Source organism: Halorubrum halophilum (assembly GCF_000739595.1).
Taxonomy (GTDB): domain Archaea; phylum Halobacteriota; class Halobacteria; order Halobacteriales; family Haloferacaceae; genus Halorubrum; species Halorubrum halophilum.
This window is the reverse complement of the sequence record NZ_BBJP01000014.1, coordinates 40026-57511: the sequence shown is the minus strand read 5'-3', so window position 1 is coordinate 57511 and position 17486 is coordinate 40026. Positions and strand designations below refer to the sequence as shown.

At 70.6% G+C, this 17486-nt stretch carries 18 protein-coding genes; 8 read left to right on the top strand and 10 right to left on the bottom strand.

Annotated features, from left to right (window positions below; all coding sequences use genetic code 11):
- Positions 1-16: 16 nt before the first annotated feature.
- Positions 17-1891 carry an aldehyde ferredoxin oxidoreductase family protein gene (locus tag ACP96_RS05785; RefSeq protein WP_050032587.1) on the bottom strand — a complete coding sequence of 625 codons (1875 nt, stop codon included), beginning with the start codon at positions 1889-1891 and terminating at the stop codon, positions 17-19.
- A 111-nt stretch (positions 1892-2002) separates the two neighbouring features.
- On the opposite strand from ACP96_RS05785, the gene yqeC reads away from it, so the two are divergent.
- Positions 2003-2755: a selenium cofactor biosynthesis protein YqeC gene (gene yqeC, locus ACP96_RS05780; protein ID WP_050032585.1), complete on the top strand. Its 753-nt coding sequence runs from the start codon at positions 2003-2005 to the stop codon at positions 2753-2755.
- 37 nt (positions 2756-2792) lie between these two features.
- Here yqeC and ACP96_RS05775 read toward each other — a convergent pair whose 3' ends face one another.
- From ACP96_RS05775 to ACP96_RS05765, 3 genes are all read right to left on the bottom strand, one after another.
- Positions 2793-3392, bottom strand: coding sequence for a DUF7109 family protein (locus ACP96_RS05775; RefSeq protein ID WP_050032583.1), 600 nt, complete (start codon positions 3390-3392; stop codon positions 2793-2795).
- 3 nt (positions 3393-3395) lie between these two features.
- Positions 3396-4592 carry a glycosyl transferase family 2 gene (locus ACP96_RS05770; protein WP_050032582.1) on the bottom strand — a complete coding sequence of 399 codons (1197 nt, stop codon included), beginning with the start codon at positions 4590-4592 and terminating at the stop codon, positions 3396-3398.
- 138 nt (positions 4593-4730) lie between these two features.
- Positions 4731-5915 carry an MFS transporter gene (locus ACP96_RS05765; protein ID WP_050032580.1) on the bottom strand — a complete coding sequence of 395 codons (1185 nt, stop codon included), beginning with the start codon at positions 5913-5915 and terminating at the stop codon, positions 4731-4733.
- A 146-nt stretch (positions 5916-6061) separates the two neighbouring features.
- On the opposite strand from ACP96_RS05765, the gene ACP96_RS19140 reads away from it, so the two are divergent.
- Positions 6062-6232: an HVO_0758 family zinc finger protein gene (locus ACP96_RS19140; protein WP_200895695.1), complete on the top strand. Its 171-nt coding sequence runs from the start codon at positions 6062-6064 to the stop codon at positions 6230-6232.
- Positions 6233-6319: 87 nt separating this feature from the next.
- Here the strand turns inward: ACP96_RS19140 and ACP96_RS05760 are convergent, their stop codons facing one another.
- From ACP96_RS05760 to ACP96_RS05745, 4 genes are all read right to left on the bottom strand, one after another.
- Positions 6320-7672: a hypothetical protein gene (locus ACP96_RS05760; protein WP_050032579.1), complete on the bottom strand. Its 1353-nt coding sequence runs from the start codon at positions 7670-7672 to the stop codon at positions 6320-6322.
- Entirely contained in the window at positions 7669-8442 is a 774-nt protein-coding gene (locus ACP96_RS05755) for a hypothetical protein (RefSeq protein ID WP_050032578.1), read from the bottom strand. Before ACP96_RS05755 ends, ACP96_RS05760 begins: the two co-directional genes overlap by 4 nt.
- Before the next feature lie 60 nt (positions 8443-8502).
- Positions 8503-9627, bottom strand: coding sequence for an aldo/keto reductase (locus ACP96_RS05750; RefSeq protein ID WP_050032576.1), 1125 nt, complete (start codon positions 9625-9627; stop codon positions 8503-8505).
- 63 nt (positions 9628-9690) lie between these two features.
- Entirely contained in the window at positions 9691-9924 is a 234-nt protein-coding gene (locus ACP96_RS05745) for a hypothetical protein (RefSeq protein ID WP_050025242.1), read from the bottom strand.
- 253 nt (positions 9925-10177) lie between these two features.
- Between ACP96_RS05745 and ACP96_RS05740 the strand changes: the two genes are divergently transcribed.
- The 4 genes from ACP96_RS05740 to ACP96_RS05725 all read left to right on the top strand — a co-directional run bounded on the left by ACP96_RS05740 (position 10178) and on the right by ACP96_RS05725 (position 14592).
- Positions 10178-12151: an alpha-amylase family glycosyl hydrolase gene (locus tag ACP96_RS05740; protein WP_050032575.1), complete on the top strand. Its 1974-nt coding sequence runs from the start codon at positions 10178-10180 to the stop codon at positions 12149-12151.
- A gap of 66 nt (positions 12152-12217) precedes the next feature.
- A complete protein-coding gene (gene dacZ / locus ACP96_RS05735; protein WP_050025239.1) occupies positions 12218-13027 on the top strand; it encodes a diadenylate cyclase DacZ in 810 nt (269 codons plus the stop codon).
- A 5-nt stretch (positions 13028-13032) separates the two neighbouring features.
- Positions 13033-13821: a mechanosensitive ion channel family protein gene (locus ACP96_RS05730; protein ID WP_050025237.1), complete on the top strand. Its 789-nt coding sequence runs from the start codon at positions 13033-13035 to the stop codon at positions 13819-13821.
- A gap of 105 nt (positions 13822-13926) precedes the next feature.
- Entirely contained in the window at positions 13927-14592 is a 666-nt protein-coding gene (locus ACP96_RS05725; RefSeq protein WP_050032573.1) for a GNAT family N-acetyltransferase, read from the top strand.
- A gap of 128 nt (positions 14593-14720) precedes the next feature.
- On the opposite strand, the gene ACP96_RS05720 is transcribed toward ACP96_RS05725, so the two are convergent.
- Both ACP96_RS05720 and ACP96_RS05715 read right to left on the bottom strand, forming a co-directional pair.
- The gene (locus tag ACP96_RS05720; RefSeq protein WP_050025234.1) at positions 14721-15344 is read right to left on the bottom strand and encodes an METTL5 family protein; all 624 of its coding nucleotides are present in this window, start codon (positions 15342-15344) and stop codon (positions 14721-14723) included.
- A gap of 4 nt (positions 15345-15348) precedes the next feature.
- Positions 15349-15750 (bottom strand): hypothetical protein, encoded by a 402-nt coding sequence (locus tag ACP96_RS05715; protein ID WP_050032572.1) that lies wholly within the window; start codon positions 15748-15750, stop codon positions 15349-15351.
- Positions 15751-16004: 254 nt separating this feature from the next.
- Here ACP96_RS05715 and ACP96_RS05710 point away from each other — a divergent pair, with 254 nt between their 5' ends.
- Together ACP96_RS05710 and ACP96_RS05705 are read left to right on the top strand one after the other, a co-directional pair.
- Positions 16005-16961: a transcription initiation factor IIB gene (locus ACP96_RS05710; RefSeq protein ID WP_050032571.1), complete on the top strand. Its 957-nt coding sequence runs from the start codon at positions 16005-16007 to the stop codon at positions 16959-16961.
- A gap of 67 nt (positions 16962-17028) precedes the next feature.
- On the top strand, positions 17029-17463 hold the full coding sequence (locus ACP96_RS05705) for a universal stress protein (RefSeq protein WP_050025232.1): 435 nt from the start codon (positions 17029-17031) through the stop codon (positions 17461-17463).
- Positions 17464-17486 lie beyond the last annotated feature (23 nt).

Here is a 17486-nt window from a genome sequence, read left to right as displayed (position 1 = left end):
CCGGTTTTCTCGCCGTTCAGTCGTCGTCGCCGTCAGCGGCGCCGAAACCCGGTATCGTTTCCGCCGACCCAACCGGCGTCGCCGCGTCGGGAAGGTCGGCGAGCCCGAGCCGATCGAGCAGTCGGGCGGTCGGCCGGCCCTCGCGGTCCCAGCCCCGATACGCGTAGTACCGGTCGAGGAGGTCCTCGAACGCGTCGGGGTCGAGGCCGTCGCCGGGCGCTTCGCCCTCTTTGCCTGCCTCATCGGTATTCCGCGTCAGCGCCTCCGGAAGGCCGTCGTCGTCGCGGTCGAACCCCTCTCGGAGGTTGAACAGGCGCGTGAGCGTCCACACGCGCTCGCCGAGGAGCCGGAGGTCATCCGGGTCGCGCTCGTCGCCGAGGGCGGCGAGCCACTCGGCGGCCGCCGCCGCCCCGAAGCTCTCGGCGAGGAAGTCGTCGCCGACGAGACACCACAGCCCGGCCCGCCGGTCCTGCTCGTCCGCGACGACAGCGGCGCGCTCGGCGGGGTTCCACCCCGGGTCGGCCACCGCCTCGGTCTCGACCGGCCGGGCGCGTCGGTGGCAGCCGCCGCGGTCGCCGGTCGCGAACGCCAGCGCCATCGTCGCCGCGCCGCGCGGGTCGTACGAGGCCAGTTCCATCCCCTTCACGGTCGGCACCAAATCTGTCCCGCCGAACCGCTCCGCGGCGGCCGCCACCCCGTCCGCGAGCGCGTCGCCCAGCGGGGTCGACCGGGCCGCGATCTCCTCGATCAGCTCTCTGGCGGCCGCCTCGTCGCCGAACGAGAGATCGCGATCGACGCCGTGATCGGCGGGATCGATCAGCCCCGCGTCGCTCGCGCGGACCGCCCACGCGACCGCGTTTCCGGCGGAGATCACGTCGATCCCGAGCCGGTCGCAGACACCGCCGAGGGCCGCGACCGCGTCGAAGTCGTCGATCCCGAGCCCCGCGCCGAGCGCGATGGGGGTGCCGCCGCGGGGGACGGTGGTGTCGGAGTCGGCGTCCTCGGTCGAACTCGTCCCTTCCCCCGCCGACACCCGGAACCCTCCCGGAACCGGATCCTCGGGACGCTCGCGGCCGGTCGCGCTCTCGGTCGCCCGCTCGACGCCGAGACCGTCAGCGCCGCCGAAGCGGCGGGACTGCCAGCCGCGCGTCGGGAGCACGCCGGTCTCGTCGCCGAACGCGACTGTTTCGAGAGTGTCGCCCGCGGCGAGCCACCGGCCGGCGTCGCTGTCGGCGAACGCCGCCTCGTCGCGCTCGCGGAGGTCGCGGAGCGCGGCGGGAACCTCGAGCGCCGGATCGCGGGCGACGACCGCCTTGAGCCCCTTCGCGCCCATCACTGCGCCCGCGCCGCCCCGACCCGCGTGGTGGTCGCCGCCGTCGGAGGCGATCGTCGCGTACCGGACCTCAGCCTCGCCCGCCGGACCGACGCAGGCGACGGCGGCGTCCGGGAACCGCGCGTCGGTCTCTGCCGCGTCGAGTCCACGGAGGTCGTCCGCGGGTTCGATCGTCGCCTCCCCGCCGGCGAGCGAGAGGACCACCGGGTCGTCGGCCGCGCCCTCGATCACGACGCCGAGGTGGTCGCCGAGGGAGCCGGCCAGCCGCGACGCGAACGACCCGCCGCCGTAGGAGTCGAGGAACGCGCCCGTGAGCGGGGACTTCGTCACCGCCGCGTAGCGCGGCTCGCCGGGGAGGTATCCGGTCAGCGGGCCGACGGCGAACGCGAGCCGGTTCGCCGGCGACGCCGGGTCGACGCCCGGCTCCATCTCGTAGAGGTACCGCGCGCCGAGCCCCTTCCCGCCGACGTAGCGCGCGAGCCACGCCTCGGGAACCGGCTCGCTGCGCACGCGCTCCGTGGTGAGGTCGACGCGGAGCATCCGGTCGGGAACGGTCATCGTGAGCCACCTCGCGGGCGAACGGGATTAAACCACACGCCGATCCGATCTCCCTCGTTCGATCCGCCCCGACCGACGGCCTTTCGCCCCTCGCCGACCACGGATTCGGACATGAACGGTATCGACGGCGTCGTCGACGCCCTCGACGCGGCCGCGGGAACGACCTGCCTCGTCGGCGCCGGCGGGAAGAAGACCACCCTCTACGCGCTCGCCGGGCGGCTCGATCCGGCGGTACTCACCGCGACGGTCCGGATCCCGATCTTCGACCGGGAGGTCGCGGGCGTCCGCGTGACCGAGGATCCGGTCGCCGCACTCGCGGAGCCGGCGAACGAGGGAGCCGAGGACGCCTTCCCGCTCGGACTGGTCCCGGAGCGCGAGCGCGACGATCGGTATCGGGGATACGACCCGACGGTCGTCGACGAGATCGGGGCCGCACACGACGGGCCGGTCCTTGTGAAGGCCGACGGCGCGCGGACGCGCCTTTTCAAAGCCCCGAACGAGCGCGAGCCGCAGGTCCCGGCGAGCGCGGACCGCGTGGTGCCGGTGGCGAGCGTCGGCGCGGTCGGCGAGCCGCTGACGGCGGAGACCGTCCACCGTCCCGAGCGCGTGGCCGCGATCACCGACGCGGCGGTCGGCGACGAGATCACTCCCGAACTGGTCGGACGAGTGCTCGCCGATGAACTGGGGGGTTTAAAAGATGTTCCGCAGGACGCGACCGCGATCCCCCTCGTCAACGCCGTCGACGATGCCCACGACGAGGCGACGGCGCGGGAGATCGCTCGGGCCGTCCACGAGCGCGCGGACGTGTCTCGGGTCGTCCTCGCGCGGATGATCGAGGGGGAAATCGTCGACGTGATCGACTGAGCGTCGGCGTGGGCTGTAGACGGTCCCGCAGAGGCGCCTACGCGTCCAGTTCGTCGACGATCCGCTCGCGGATGTCCCCGGCGTCGACGGGCGCCCACGCCTCGATGTCGTAGGTCACGTCCGCGAGGACCTCCAGCCGCTCCGCGTCACTCGACTCGATCGCGGCGACCGCGTCCTCGGACAGCCGCTTCAACACTGCCTCCGAGAGCGCCTCTCGATCCACGTCGCGCTCGGGGACGTCGAGGATGTGCGGGAGGTCCTCGGCGTCCGCCGGCAGCGAGGGGAACGCCGCCGGGCCGACCGCGAGAGCGATCGCGTCGGCGCCGTCGGTGTCGTCCCCTCTGTCGAGGTCGGCGGGGTCCGCCACCGATTCCGGCGCGCTCCCCGCTCCCGCCTCCGAGAGCGCCGCGGGGGGCGCGGGGACGAGCGCGTACTCCGCGACCGCGACGTCGATGGCGGCGGCGATGGCCTCGTCATCGACCTCGGCGCGCTGTTTATAAGCGAGCTCCGAGAGCGCTCGCGACAGCTCCTCGCGGGTGAGCCACTGGAACAGGTCGACGACGCCGGCGAGGTCGTCGCGGGCGGCGACGCTGGGGGCGTCGCCATCGGAGCCGCCGGGTCCGTCTCCATCCCCCATCGGTCAGTCCTCCCCCGCCGGGGCGTCGGCGCTCGGGTCCGCGGGCCGCGGGCGGTCGGCCTCCCGCGGCTTCCGATCCGTTCGCCCCGACCCCGTATCCCGCGCAGCCGCCGCGAGGTCGGCCCGCGCCGCGTCGGCCACCTCCGCGGGCGTGAGGGGAGCGTCGCGCCACGCCGGGAGACGGGTGTCCGGGCCCGGCTCTCCGAGGGCGTCGGCGTACGTCGCGACCTGCTCGCGCTCGTCGGTGCGGTCGTAGTCGAGGCCGTTGAACGCGGCGTCCGTCTCGTAGCCGCGGATCAGCCCGTCGGCCGCCTCGCGGTAGCGGGCGGCGAGCGCGTCGTACTCGATCTGGACGCCAGCGTTCTCGACCGCGCGGAGGGTCGCCTCGCCGACCGCCCGGCTCATGTCGGCGAGCCCGGTCGGGCCGTCGACGGAGCGGTGGTCGTGCTCGTACCGCCCCAGATCCACCTGTGCACTCCCCGCGAAGCCCGCGTGCGCGAACGTCTCGCCGAGCGTCCCGACCTCCAACCCCCAGCCGCGCTGGACGCGGAGCCGCGAGACGAGGTCGGTCGTCGCCGCGAACTCCCCGGCGAGCGCGTAGCGGAACGCGTCGAGGTACTCCAGAACGCCGGCCTCGCGGCGCTCGGTAGCGTCGGCGAGCGCGCGGACTAAGGGCCTGAAGAACAGCCGGAACAGCCGCCCGTACAGCGACCCGTCCTCGACGCGAGCGTAGTACCCCTTCGAGAAGTCGTGGCCGTGCGCGAGCGGGAACAGCAGTCGGTTGACGAAGGCGGGCGAGTACGTCTTCGTGTCGGCGTCGTGGACGACGACGAACTCCTCTTCCAGGGCGCGACCGAGCCCGAGCCACACGTCCCGACCCTTTCCGCGGTCCCCGTCGAGCCCGCGGGCCGCGAGCAGCTCCGTGAGCCGCGGGCCGCCGCACCACAGGGGCTCTACGGTCACGTCGAAGCCGTCGAGCCATTCGGCGAAGGGCCCGACGCGCTCGGCGGGGGCGCGGAGGGGGACGACCACGCGGGCGGGGTCGACAGACTCCAGCGCCGTCAGGACCCGATCGGCCGCGAGCGTCCCGTACTCGCGCTCCGTCATCGGCACGACGACCGCCGCCCGGCCGGTGGGGGCCTCCGGCCGGTGGTCGGTCAACGCGTGCAGCGTCGTCACGCGCTCTTGTACGTACTCCATCTATCCGGTACACGGGCGGGACGCCCTAAATAGGTGCGATACCCGTGCTCCCGTGCCGGTCTCGGCGGGCAGGCGGACGGCGGACGGCGGGCAGGTGGACGGCGGGCAGGTGGACGGCGGGCGGAGTGCGGACCGCTCTCACCGCGCTGGCTCCGCGCTCGCGGCCCCACCGGGGATCCGGCCGAGGCGTTCCAGCACCGCGTACGCGACGACGACGAGCGCGAGTCCCCCGGCGAGCGTGAGAAAGACCGCGTCGTAGCCGGCACCGGCCTCGATCGCCTCGCCGACGACCCACGAGCCGGCCGCCTGCGTCGTCATCATTCCGGCGGAGAAGACGGCGTACGCCGACGCCCGCGACTCGTCCGGCAGCGACGCGAGCAGGTAGGTGTCGCCGGCGGGGAACAGCATGTGGATCGTGAAGCCGACGACGACGCTGGCGGCGACGACCGCGGCCAGTCCCGAGGAGACGACCACGAGGACGACGCCGCCGATGAACGTCGACACGATTCCGAGCAGGTACGGCACGTGCGGGAGCCGGTCCGCCAGGTCGCCGGAGACGAGGAACGCGGGGACGCCCGCGGCGAAGATCACCGTGAGCAGGTTCCGCGCCGTCGCGGGCGGGAGCCCCTTGTCGATCATGTACAGCTCGTAGAAGTTGAAGAGTCCCTGCCAGACGAAGCTCGCGAGCCCCAGTAACACGACGCCCGCCAGAATCAGCTTCCACTCCGAGAACGCGCCGGCGACGAAGTCGGTGTCGCTCGCGCCGGCGTCCGGGAGGTCCGTCTGCCGGGCGAAGACGACGAAGACGACGGTGGAGGCGGCGGCGGCGAGCGCGAGCCCGTAGAAGGCGAGCCGCCAGTCGTACCAGAGCGCGACCGTGACCACTGGCGCGGTGGCGACGGCGGCGAGCTGGCTCGCCATCCCGTGAACGCCCATCACGCGACCGACGCGGGTCGGAAACAGCTCCGCGACCAAGGGGTTGGCGGCGACGAAGTAGACGCCGGAGGCCAACCCGATCGCGAACGCGGCGGTCAGCAGCGTCGGGACGCCCGGCGCCAGCGCGACGCCGAGCGCGCCCAGCGTCAGCATTGCCCCGGAGACGAGGATCACGAACTGACGGGAGAAGTGCGTCAGCGCCCAGCCCGCTGGGAGCCGCGGCGCCGCCGAGCCGAGCCACGCGAGCGTGACGATCAGCCCCGCCGTCCCCTCGCCGATCGCGAACTCGCCGATGAACTCGCCCACGAGGGGTGCGAACACGACTCGTGCGAAGTTGACGAGAAAGACGAGCGCACACAGCGATCCGAACAGCCGACTCCGTGACACGGTCGAGCTACTTCGGGGGCGGAGACAAGGGTTGCGAAAGCGACCCGTCCGATCGACGCGGAGTCGCCCGTCGGCGACGGGCGAGTCGCGGCGTCCGACTCGCGTCGTACGGGGTTTTTATACCGTCACGGGATCAACTTGGAGGCATGAAATCGACGCGGAAGGGACTTCGCGACGGCGACCTGTTCAAGGACACCTACGAGCGGCTGAACTGCGCCGACTGCGAGAAGGTCCTGAAAAAGCAGAACGACCCGGACGAGGTGTTCTCCGTGCGCGTCTGTCCCGAGTGCAAAGCCACGTTCAAAGAGCTGCGCTGACCGCCGCCCGTTCCGATCGCACAGTCGCCGAAACCGGCCGTCACCCCGTCTCCGCTTTCTCCTCCCTCATCGGTACGCTCCGAGGGCTTAGTCTGCTGCCTCGAGCGCGTCGCTGATCGACGCCAGCACGGGGGTCACCTCACCGCCGACCAGTTCGATCCATCGGTACGCGGCGAACGCTTCGGAGACCGCGCGCGGATCGGGATCGCTCTCCGCGAGCGCGGCGTCCCGTTCGTCGAACAGGGGGCGGAACTGCGCGCCGAGCCAGCGCGCCAGGGGGTTCGCGCTCGCCACGAGCCCCTCCACCGACCGGATCGCGGCGTCGCGGCCGCTCTCGACCGCGGCCGCGTCCGCCGGGAACATCGTCTCCCCGTTCTCGATCTCCGCGGCGAGGGCGTCGATGGCGCGCAGTCGGACCCGAGCGAGCGCCGTTCGGGCGAGCGCCGTCGCCGGATGGTCCGGGGTCCAGTCGCCGAGCGGGACGGGATCGAACCGGAGATCCTCGAAGGTCCGGTAGTTCGCGCGAGACAGGAGCGAGACGCTGGGCGCGTCGCGTGGAATCGACCGATCGTCGAGGAACGCCTCCATCCCGGGGCTCCCCCTGATCCGGTCGGTGTCGCCCCCGTGGAGCTCTCGGAGCCGATCGGCGATCTCGGTGCCGACCGCCTCGGCCGCCTCGCGAAGGGGGACGTCGACCGCCTGCGGCTCCGCGAGCGAGTTCCGGTACCGGTCGCGGAGGTGCCGACCGACCTCGACGTGCGACTGGACCCGTTCGGTGTCGCCGACCGTCTCCCCGGCTCGAAGCGGGTTGGCGTCGTCCGCGACGCCGGCGGACCCACCGACGAGGTCCCGGCGCAGCGCGGCGTCGAGCCAGCGCTCGATCGGGCCGTACACGGCCGCGCCGGCGAGAGGGTCCGACGCGTCCCCGGGGAGTGTCTCCAGCGTCTCGGCGGCCCGGTTCCGGACGGTTTCGACGCCGGCCGTCACCGCTCGCGGGTCGCCCCCGGTCGTCACGCCGGCCCACGTGCCGACGGCGGTCGCGGCGCGGCCGCGCGCGGTCGCGAAGCGCTCCGCCCGACGGAGCGGCGCCATCGGCTCCTCGGGTGCCGGGAGCGCGTCGCGGGCGCCGTCGCGTCCCTCAGCGATCTGCTCGCGAATCGCCCCGTTCGGGAGCGTTTCAGCCGTCAGGGGGTTGGGGATCGGTTCGAGCAGACGGTCGACGCGATCGGCGAACGCCGCCGAGACCCCGCTTTCAATCGAGACGGGGACGAGCCGCGGGCGGTCGGGGACGGGGGCCTCGATCGCCCGCGACACTCCGGTCGTGTCGAGCGACGGCGGATCGTCCCAGAACCCCCGACTACGCCTGCCGTCGAGACAGCCTCCGAACGCGAGCACGCCGGCGGCCGCCAGCGTCCCGCGACGGGTGAGGCGGCGCGTCACGAGCCGTCACCCCCGGGCTCCTCGTCCGCGGTCTGGGCGCCTGCGGTTCCGGCGTCCGCGGTCTCGCCGTCCGAACTCTCGCCGAGCGCGGTCTCGTTCCCCTGCACGGTCGCGTTCGCGTCGATCCGGTCGTAATCCGTCCCGACGCGCTCACAGGGTGATCGGCCGCTCGATCCCGACCTTGTGAGCGGCGAGTCGAGCGCGGCGGGGAGTCGGAAGAGGAGCCCGACGGCGTCTCGCGTGTCGGTCTCGCAGGCCGCGTCGGGCGGCCGGAGCTCGCGACAGTACTCGTACTCGACGTCGCCCGGCTCCCACGACACCGACCGGATCCGGAACCGATAACACGACCTGATTCCGGCGCGGGCGACGAACACGCTCTCCGTCTCGTAGTCGGTGTCGTCAAGGAACGACCGGACCCGCGAGCGGTCCTCGTCGGGGACGCCCGCGGTGACCGTCAGCTCGGTCGCCCGGTCGGCGGTCGTCACGAGTTCGCGTCCGATCGGGGCGGGATCGGCGTCGCCGTCGCTCTCGTCGCTTTCATCGTCGTCGCTTTCACTCCCGTCATCTCCGACGGAGCGGTCGACGACGACCGCCTCGCCGCCGGGATTCCGGACTTTCAGCACCGTCGGGTCGTCGTCGCTACCCGTCGTCGATCTCGTCTCGGCCGCCGGATCTGCGCCGTCGCCGCGCGTCTCGGTGCCGAGACAGCCGCCCATCGTGAGCGCACCGAGCGACGCGCTCCGGAGGAGGGCTCGCCGCGTGGGGGACATGCGACCGGCTTGGGGCGGTCCCGACAAACGTCTTTTGCCGGACCGGTCGTCGCCCGGCACTCACTCGAACACCGCGTCGAACGCCGACGCGCCGAGGGGGTCAAAGGTTCCGGCGGCGACGTTCTCGCGGACGTGGTCGAGGTCGCTCGCGCCGACCAGCGAGGAGGTGACGCCCGGCGCGCTCCGCGCGAAGTTGAGCGCGCGCTGGGCCGGGGTCTCGCCCGCGAGCGTCGCGTCGACGTCGGTCGGGATTGCCCCCTCTACGGCGAGATCGCCCTGTCCGATGCTCGCGCTCGTCACCACGGAGAGCCCGGCCTCGTGGGCGAACTCCAAGGTGGAGACCGGCTCCGCGTCGGCGTCGCCGTCGGAGTCGACGCCGGGAGCTCGCTGGTTCCGCCGCGTGAACGCGTCCGCCATCGCGACGTTGAAGGGGAGCTGGATGGCGTCGAACCCGTGGTCGTCGTCGGAGCCGACCGCCTCGCCGGCGGCCTCGGCCCGCGCGAGGATCGCCGCGAGCGAGAGGTATCGCTCGTGGTCCTCGGCGACCCGGAACGCGTCCCACGTCGCGACGCCGTAGGCCCCGATGTCGCCCGCGGCGCGCCGGCGCTCCAAGGCCTCGAAGGCGGCCTCGAGTCGGTCGTACACCGCGTCTCGAGAGCGCGTCGCCAGCTGGGTCTCCGGGTTGTGGACGTAGTAGCAGTCGATCGCGTCGAGGCCGAGCCGCTCGAGGGATCGGTCGAGCGACCACCCCAAGTAGTCGGGGGCGATCGCGTGCGCCCCGTTCGCGAGGTCGTCGGGCGCGACGATCCCCGGCTCTACAAATTGCTCGCGGACGAATTCGGCGGGGTCGTCGGGACGCCTGCCGTCGAACGGGAGGAACCCGCCCTTCGTCGCCACCACGATCGCGTCGCGGTCGATCGGGGAGTTCCGGACCGCCTCGCCGACGACGCGCTCGGCGCGCCCGCACCGGTAGTTGACCGCGGTGTCGACGTGGTTCACGCCGGAGCGAAGCGCGAGGTCGATCGCCTCGCGGTAGTCGTCGTCGACGGCGGGGGTGGGGTCGCCGAGGTAGGTCCCGATCCCGACGCTGGAGACCACGCCCGGGCCGAATCGTCGGAAGTAGGTCCGACCGAAGGCGTCGCCGAACTCGTCGCGGTAGTCCCAGAGGGCCTCGCGGGTCGCCATGTTCGTCCGATCAGTCGGCCCTCTCGCGTAAAAGTCGGGCGGGAAGCCGGCTCGCGGTCGTACTCACACCGATTCTCCGAGGCTCGGACGCCGGCCTCTTCGCAATTTCCGGTAGAGTCGGGTGAGGACGGAGGCGATCACGCCCAATCCCGGCACCCATATCGAGGCGACGGCCGCGCCGAGCAGGAGGATCCCCGTCCGGGTGTCTCGGCGGGCGAACGCCGCGATGGCGTCTAGGAGCGTCGATGCGATACTCAGTCTCTGGAGCGTCCGTTTGTCGAGTGCCAACGCTGTCATGACAGCGCTACGGAATCGACTGGTAATACGCCTGGGCTTGCGTTCGCAAGTGCTTCTTGCGGGGTCGCATCGCGAGCGATCCAGCGCGAAGCCGACGCGGATCGACCGAGTGGCGTAGCAGCCGAACGGCCCCGAGACGACGAGGCAACGACGAACGCGGCTGCCGCGTCGAGCGAGAGCCCGCTCGAGGGACGTATCAACGTCTTGCAGGAGCAAGCCGACGGCACTTACCGCTCTCCGCTGTTAGTACGGTGTGAGCACTGACACCGACATCGCGTTTCCGCCGGACACGGATTCCTCCGTCGTCCGCGTGCCGGCGATGGACGCAGAGACGGTCGCGATGCGCTACTCGCCGCTGCAGTCCCGCTCGGAGTTCGAGCCGGGGAGTTGGGACCGAGCGGAGCTGACACCGACCGGCGACGAGGGGTGGTACGAGCTGGACTTGAGCGAGCTAGAGTTGGCCGACGGCCGCTACGAGTACGAATTCGTCGTCGAGCGCGGCGAAGACGAGCCGATCGCGGTTCCCGACCCGTTCGCCGAGGATCTCACCCGGTTCCAGGGAATCCGCAGCACCTTCCGGATTCGGGACGGCGAGCGATACCGTCCCCCGTTCTCCTGGGACGACGAGCTCCCCGAAGGCGGGCTTCCGGGGAACCACGAGCTGGTGCTGTACGAGTTCCCGCCCCGCTGGGCCGCGCCCGCGACGGGCGGCAACCGGCGTAACGTCGCCGACGGGGACCTACAGGACCTGCTGACCGACCACCTAGACGCGATCGCGGACTTGGGCGTCAACGGGATCGAGCTGCTGCCGATCATGGACTCGCCGGACGACCGCGGGTGGGGGTACGGGACGCGGTTCTTCTTCGCGCCCGACAACGACCTCGGCGGGCCGATCGACACGAAGTTCCTGATCAAGGAGTGCCACCGACGCGGTATCCGGGTGTTCCTCGACGTGGTGGTGAACCACGCGACGGGGTGTCCGCTGGAGCAGCTGGCGGACGGCTGGTTCTTCCGTCACCCGGACGAACAGCCGGAGCGGAGCGACTGGGGCGGACGCCGCTTCGACTTCGAGGAGACGCTCGACGGCTACCACCCGGCACAGGAGCTTCTCTGCCGGATGGGGGAGTACTGGGTCGAAGAGTATCACGTCGACGGCTTCCGAATAGACGAGTTCAAGGGCGCCGACAACTGGCAGTTCGTCCAGCGGTTCCGCGACCGTACCCACGCGGCCCACGACGAACTGTCCGCAGACCGGCCGTTTCTCGTCGTCGCCGAGGACTCTCACACTCGCGCACAGATCGTCCGTGACCACGAGAACAACCCCGACGGTCGGTCCGTCGTAGACGCCATGTGGAACTTCGACTTCCAGGTCGAAGCCAGACGCCTCCTTCGAGACGGAATCGAGCCCGACGGGGACGGGCCCGCCCGGAGTGAGCGGATCGAGGCGTTGATCGCCAACGACCGGACGTACGACGGCCGAACCGAGGCGTTCGAGGGGGGGTTCGATGACCTCTCGCAGGCGGTCAACTACATCACCTCTCACGACGTGGGCGCGGAGGGCGACCAGCGGCTGATGAACTTCCTGTTCGGCACCATGGTCGCCGAGGGAGGCCTCGGCGACGGGTCGATCGAGAACGTGCGGTACCTCATAGACAACCTCGTCACCGCCGGCGAGAGCGTGCAGATCGACGCTCACACCGAGGCACTCGACCGAGTCCGGGGCGCGTTCGCGATCCTCCTCACGTCGGTCGGGGTCCCGATGATCCTGGCGGGCGAGGAGTTCGCCGAGATTCACGACCTCGATTACGAGAACTGGCAGCGGAAGATGGAGGACCCGATCGACTGGTCGCGTCGCGAGTATCCCGGCCACGGCGCGCTCCACGAGGCCGTCCGCGATCTGATCCACCTTCGGACGTCGACGGCGGCGCTCCAGCGGAACGAGGTGGAACTCCTCCACGTCCATCCCGAGACGGACGATCCCGACGGCCCCGCCGTGGTCGCCTACTGCCGGCCGGGAGACCAGCCGATCGGAAGCGACGGCCAAGTCGTCGTCGTCGCCAATTTCGGCCCGGAGTCGTTCGAGGCGTTCGAAATTCCGTGGACGTGGGGGGAAGCGGTGACGGAGCGCGGCGCGCCCCTGCGCGACGGGGACCTCGATCTGTCGCCCGACGAGGAACTGGCGCGGCTCGATCTGGCTCCCTATCAAGTGCGCGTCCTCGTGACGTAGGCGGCGTCTGACACGCGCACGACACTGACACAACGACTATACGTCGGCCGAGAGTCCCTACGAGCAATGGCCTCGCTCACAGACCACTTGTCCGATCTCGTCGAGGACGCGGACGCCGTGCTGGTGTTCTCGCCGACCAGCTCGTTCCACGATCGGTTCGAGGACGGCGACACGGAGGTCGTCGTCGTCGCCCCCGACAACGACGTCGACGCCGAGGTGTTCGTCGAGCTTCCCCTCCCGTTCGACAACGTCAAAGACCGGATCCGGTTCGGCATCGAGGGGGCGATGGACGCCGAGCTCGTCTCGGAGGGCGACGAGGTGGTCTGTATCGCGTCCGTCTTCGACGGCGGGTCGGACGCCGTGATTCGGGTCACCGTCGACGAGACGGTCCACACCGGAATCTACGACCTCTTCGTCAACTCGCGGGCGGAGCCGAGCGTGATCCGCGACGTGTTCGAGGTCGCGATCGAGCTCGGACAGAAGGGACAGAAGGGGAAGCCGGTGGGCGCGCTGTTCGTCGTCGGCGACGCGGGAAAGGTGATGAACAAGTCCCGTCCGCTATCGTACAACCCCTTCGAGAAGTCGCACGTCCACGTCGGCGACCCCATCGTCAACGTCATGCTCAAGGAGTTCTCGCGGCTCGACGGTGCCTTCGTCGTCTCCGACTCCGGGAAGATCGTCTCCGCGTACCGCTACCTCGAACCCGGCGCGGAGGGCGTCGACATCCCGAAGGGGCTCGGCGCGCGCCACATGTCCGGCGCCGCGATCACCCGCGACACCAACTCGACCTCCATCGTGCTCTCCGAGTCGGACGGGCTCGTGCGGGCGTTTAAAGCGGGCGAACTCGTCTTGGAGATCGATCCGGAGGAGTACTAATCGCCATGTCCGCGGTACCGACACCGCTCTCCGAGTTCGTCGCGGCGGTCCCGGACCGGCTCTGGCTGGCCCTGTTCGTGCTGCTGTTCGGGCTGGTGGCGGCGTACGTTGTCGGCGTGATCAACCGCCGCCTGCTGACTCGCGCGGGCGTCCCGGAGGTGATCGAGGGGACCGCCTTCGAGCGCACCGCCCGCGAATTCGACACCTCGACGGTGCGAATCTTAGCGAAGCTGTCGAGCTACTTCATCATCGCGGTCGCCGTCATCGTCGCGCTCACGGTCGCCGACGTGAACTACCTCGAACAGTTCTGGTCGGGCGTCGCCGCGTTCCTCCCGCGGCTGTTCGTCGCGGTCGTCGTCCTCATCGTCGGGGTCGTCGTCGGCGACAAGGCGGAGCTGCTCGTCGCCGAGCGGCTCCGCGGGATCAAGCTCCCCGAACTCGGCGTGTTGCCGCCGCTCGTGAAGTACAGCGTCGTGTACGTCGCCGCCCTGATCGCGCTCGGACAGGTCGGCGTGCAGACCCTCGCACTGGTCGTGTTGCTGGGCGCGTACGCGCTCGCGGTCGTGCTGTTCGCCGCGCTGGCGACGAAGGACCTCGTCGCCAGCGCGGCCGCCGGGGTGTTCCTCCTGCTCCGGCAGCCGTACGTGATCGGCGACGAGGTGCGTGTCGCCGGCGAGCGCGGCATCGTGCAGGAGGTCGACCTGTTCGTCACCCGCATCGAGGCCGACGGCGAGGAGCACGTGGTGCCGAACCACTCGGTGTTCCGCGACGGGATCGTCCTCATTCGGGAGTGAGATCGGGTTCTATCCGGTCGACCGCCGATCGCCACCCGCCGCTCCGTTCTCAGGTTGTGGGACCACCTGTCACGATATAACCCCGTGGAGGGTCGATTGCCAGCTATGAGCCACGACGCCACCGCCTGCGACGGCTGGGACGGCAGCGAGTGCGAGGGGACGGTCCACTGTCCGCCGCGCTGTCCGCGCTTCGTGGACAAGCAGGGGGCCCGGTGGACGATCCGCCCCGCGGTCCGCGAGGACGCCGCGGCCCTCGCGGAGATGTACGAGGGGTTCGGGACGGCGGACCGCGCGCAGGGGCTCCCGCCGGTGACCCGGAGCCGCCGGGCCGACTGGATCGAGACGATGCTCGCCGACGGGAGCAACGTCGTCGCCGAGCGGAACGGCGAGCCCTTCGGTCACGCCATGTACACCCCGACCGACGCGGCCCGCCCCGAGCTCGCCGTCTTCGTCTACCCCGAGATGCAGGGGCGAGGCGTGGGGACGGAGCTCTGCCGCCACGTCATCGCCGACGCCGCCGCCGGGAGTCGCGAGGGGCTCGAACTCCACGTCGAGAGCGGGAATCGGGTCGCACGGAGCGTCTACCGGTCGGTCGGCTTCGAGCTTGCCGACCGGAGGGGGGACCTCCGGATGACGCTGGACCTCGACGGCCCGATCGCGACCGAGGTCCGCTGGCCGCCGTTCGCCCGCGAGGGATCCGCTGAGCCGATCCCGCGAGAGCCGATCCCGATCGGGTTCGACGGACCGCGGGTCGCCACGGGTGACGACTAGGCGCGGTCGATCTGCGTCACCGACCTCACCCTCCTTCGCTCGGTGTGACGACTCTTCGAGAGATCCCGTCTCCCGCGCTCCCGCCCGCTCCGTCGCCGGCGCCTGCTAGGTATCGACGATCGTCGCCGTCACGTCCACTCGATCCGATACACTTCGGCGTCGATATCGCGGGCGGCGTCGGTGTGGTGGTCGAACTGCGCCTCGATCTGGAAGTCGGCGGCGAACGCGTGGGTGACGTCGCCGCCGTTGTCGGCCGCGAACGCCTCGACGAATTCTCGGCTGCCGGCGTTGTGGACCGAGTACGAGACCGCCGCGACGCGGCTGGCGGTCGCGAGGAACCCGCGGTCGGCGTTCCGGTTCCCGTCCTGCGCGCCGAACGGCGGGTTCATCACGACGGTCACGGGGTCGGGCACGTCGAGCGGGAGCCGCGTCGCGTCGCCTTGGAGCCAGTGAACGGGGGCGCTGGCGGCGATCCGGCGCTCGTTTTCGATCGCCGTCGAGAGCGCGCCGCGGTCGAGTTCGACACCGAACACGCGCGCGGGACCGCGGAGGGCGGCCGCCAGCGCGAGCATCCCCGTTCCGGTACCGAGGTCGAGGACGGTCCGGCCGTCGACGTCGCCGTGGAGGTCGGCGAGGTGGACGACGTGCGCCCCGAGATCGGGGGGCGTCGGGTACTGTTCGAGTGCGGCGCTGGGGTCCTCGAAGCCGGCGACGACGCCGAGCTTGGTCGCGAGCGATCGCTTCGACGCCATCCGCTCAGGCGGCGGCCGAGCCGTCGTCGACGCGGACGAGTTCGACGCCCTCACGGCGCGCGCGCTCCGCGAGCGCAGACAGCGCCGGCTCGGCGGCGTCTCGGTCGGCCACCTCGTCGAGGCGGACTTCGATCCGTCCGGCGCCGAGGAACGACGCGGCGCGGACGAACTCGCGGAGCCGGTCGGCCTCGCGCTGGGTAGAGAGCGCGTCGTCGCAGTCGAAGCAGGCCGCGACGGAGAGGGTCGCGGGCTGGTAGCCGCGGGCGGAGAACTCGGCTTTGAGGTCGCGGAGGTGTTCGGGCGCGGTGCTTTCGAGGTCGGCGGCGTCGACGACGATGGGGTCGATCTCTGCGGGGCGACAGCCGCGGAGCGTGGCTTCGATCCCGTCGGACTGCGTGGTGCTCATACATCGCTATATACTTTAGTAATACAAAAGCTTTGTTAAATGTCCGATAGTAATACAACACAGTCACGTTTCGTGTTCATTTCGATGCGGTTCGGAGGTACACTCTGCGGCGCGGTGGGTGTGACAGAAAAACGCGAACGAACCGTACAGGGCCCGGAGAGCCGTTCTAGTCGCCGACTCACGGGTCGGCGTGGCGAGGGCAATTCCCAGATTCGGACAAAGGTTTAAATGCGGCAATAACCAGAAACCTTATAATGGAACGTCCGAGCCGCCAGCGCCAACAGGAGCGGGAGACCGAGCAAGAATCGGACGAGACGGAGGCGGTCTCCTGTCCAGAGTGCGATTCGGAGGAGATCGTCACCGACGCCGACCAAGAGCTCGTCTGTGAGGACTGCGGCCTGGTGCTGGACGAACGGAACATCGACCGCGGGCCGGAGTGGCGCGCGTTCAACCACTCGGAACGCCAGTCGAAGTCGCGCGTCGGCGCCCCCATCACCGAGACGATGCACGACAAGGGGCTGACGACGACGATCGACTGGAAGGATAAGGACGCGTACGGCCGGTCGCTCTCCTCCGAGAAGCGGTCACAGATGCACCGGCTGCGCAAGTGGCAGGAGCGGATTCGGACGAAGGACGCCGGCGAGCGCAACCTCCAGTTCGCGCTCTCGGAGATCGACCGGATGGCGAGCGCTCTCGGCGTCCCGCGATCGGTACGTGAAGTCGCCTCCGTCATCTACCGACGCGCGCTCAACGAGGATCTGATCCGCGGGCGCTCGATCGAGGGCGTCTCCACCGCCGCCCTCTACGCCGCCTGCCGGCAGGAGGGGATCCCGCGCTCGCTCGACGAGGTCGCCGACGTGTCGCGCGTCCCGCAAAAGGAGATCGGTCGCACGTACCGCTACATCTCCCAAGAACTCGGGCTGGAGCTGAAGCCGGTCGATCCGAAGCAGTTCGTCCCCCGGTTCGCGTCCTCGCTGGAGCTCAGCGAGGAGGTCCAGTCGAAGGCGACCGAGATCATCGACGTCTCCGCCGAGCAGGGGCTCCTCTCCGGGAAATCGCCCACGGGATTCGCCGCCGCCGCCATCTACGCCGCGTCGCTTCTGTGTAACGAGAAGAAGACCCAGCGCGAGGTCGCCGACGTCGCACAGGTCACCGAGGTCACCATCCGCAACCGGTATCAGGAGCAGATCGAAGCGATGGGCTTTCGATAAGGTCGGCCGCGACGACAGTCTTCCGTGATCGGGTTTTTAATCGGCACCGGGCGTACCTTTCGACGAGATGTACTCTCAGATCCTCGTACCGACCGACGGCAGTCCGGCGTCGGACGCCGCGATCGAGCACGCGATCGACCTCGCGCAACACTACGACGCCCGCCTGCACGCCCTCTACGTCGTCGACGGGGCGGCGTACTCGACGCTCGAAGCCGGCGCCGACGTCGTCGTCGAGGCGCTCGAATCGGAGGGGAAGGAGGCCACGCGCCGCGTCGCCGACGCCGCCGCGGACGCGGGCGTCGACTGCGAGACGACGGTCGCCACGGGCACCGCGTACCAGTCGATCCGCGACCACGTCGCCGAGAACGACATCGACGTGATCGTGATGGGGACGCACGGCCGGAAGGGGCTCGACCGCTACCTGCTCGGCAGCGTCACGGAGCGGGTCGTCCGGACCTCCGACGTGCCGGTACTGACGGTGCGCCAGCCCGCCGATGAGTAGGCGACGCGCCCACCCCCGGTGAC

What these genes read in the sequence shown, in the direction of transcription:
- ACP96_RS05785 (WP_050032587.1), bottom strand. Translation starts at nt 1,891, where the DNA reads ATGACCGTTCCCGACCGGATGCTCCGCGTCGACCTCACCACGGAGCGC.
- yqeC (WP_050032585.1), top strand. Translation starts at nt 2,003, where the DNA reads ATGAACGGTATCGACGGCGTCGTCGACGCCCTCGACGCGGCCGCGGGA.
- ACP96_RS05775 (WP_050032583.1), bottom strand. Translation starts at nt 3,392, where the DNA reads ATGGGGGATGGAGACGGACCCGGCGGCTCCGATGGCGACGCCCCCAGC.
- ACP96_RS05770 (WP_050032582.1), bottom strand. Translation starts at nt 4,592, where the DNA reads ATGGAGTACGTACAAGAGCGCGTGACGACGCTGCACGCGTTGACCGAC.
- ACP96_RS19140 (WP_200895695.1), top strand. Translation starts at nt 6,062, where the DNA reads ATGAAATCGACGCGGAAGGGACTTCGCGACGGCGACCTGTTCAAGGAC.
- ACP96_RS05755 (WP_050032578.1), bottom strand. Translation starts at nt 8,442, where the DNA reads ATGTCCCCCACGCGGCGAGCCCTCCTCCGGAGCGCGTCGCTCGGTGCG.
- ACP96_RS05750 (WP_050032576.1), bottom strand. Translation starts at nt 9,627, where the DNA reads ATGGCGACCCGCGAGGCCCTCTGGGACTACCGCGACGAGTTCGGCGAC.
- ACP96_RS05745 (WP_050025242.1), bottom strand. Translation starts at nt 9,924, where the DNA reads ATGACAGCGTTGGCACTCGACAAACGGACGCTCCAGAGACTGAGTATC.
- dacZ (WP_050025239.1), top strand. Translation starts at nt 12,218, where the DNA reads ATGGCCTCGCTCACAGACCACTTGTCCGATCTCGTCGAGGACGCGGAC.
- ACP96_RS05730 (WP_050025237.1), top strand. Translation starts at nt 13,033, where the DNA reads ATGTCCGCGGTACCGACACCGCTCTCCGAGTTCGTCGCGGCGGTCCCG.
- ACP96_RS05725 (WP_050032573.1), top strand. Translation starts at nt 13,927, where the DNA reads ATGAGCCACGACGCCACCGCCTGCGACGGCTGGGACGGCAGCGAGTGC.
- ACP96_RS05720 (WP_050025234.1), bottom strand. Translation starts at nt 15,344, where the DNA reads ATGGCGTCGAAGCGATCGCTCGCGACCAAGCTCGGCGTCGTCGCCGGC.
- ACP96_RS05715 (WP_050032572.1), bottom strand. Translation starts at nt 15,750, where the DNA reads ATGAGCACCACGCAGTCCGACGGGATCGAAGCCACGCTCCGCGGCTGT.
- ACP96_RS05710 (WP_050032571.1), top strand. Translation starts at nt 16,005, where the DNA reads ATGGAACGTCCGAGCCGCCAGCGCCAACAGGAGCGGGAGACCGAGCAA.
- ACP96_RS05705 (WP_050025232.1), top strand. Translation starts at nt 17,029, where the DNA reads ATGTACTCTCAGATCCTCGTACCGACCGACGGCAGTCCGGCGTCGGAC.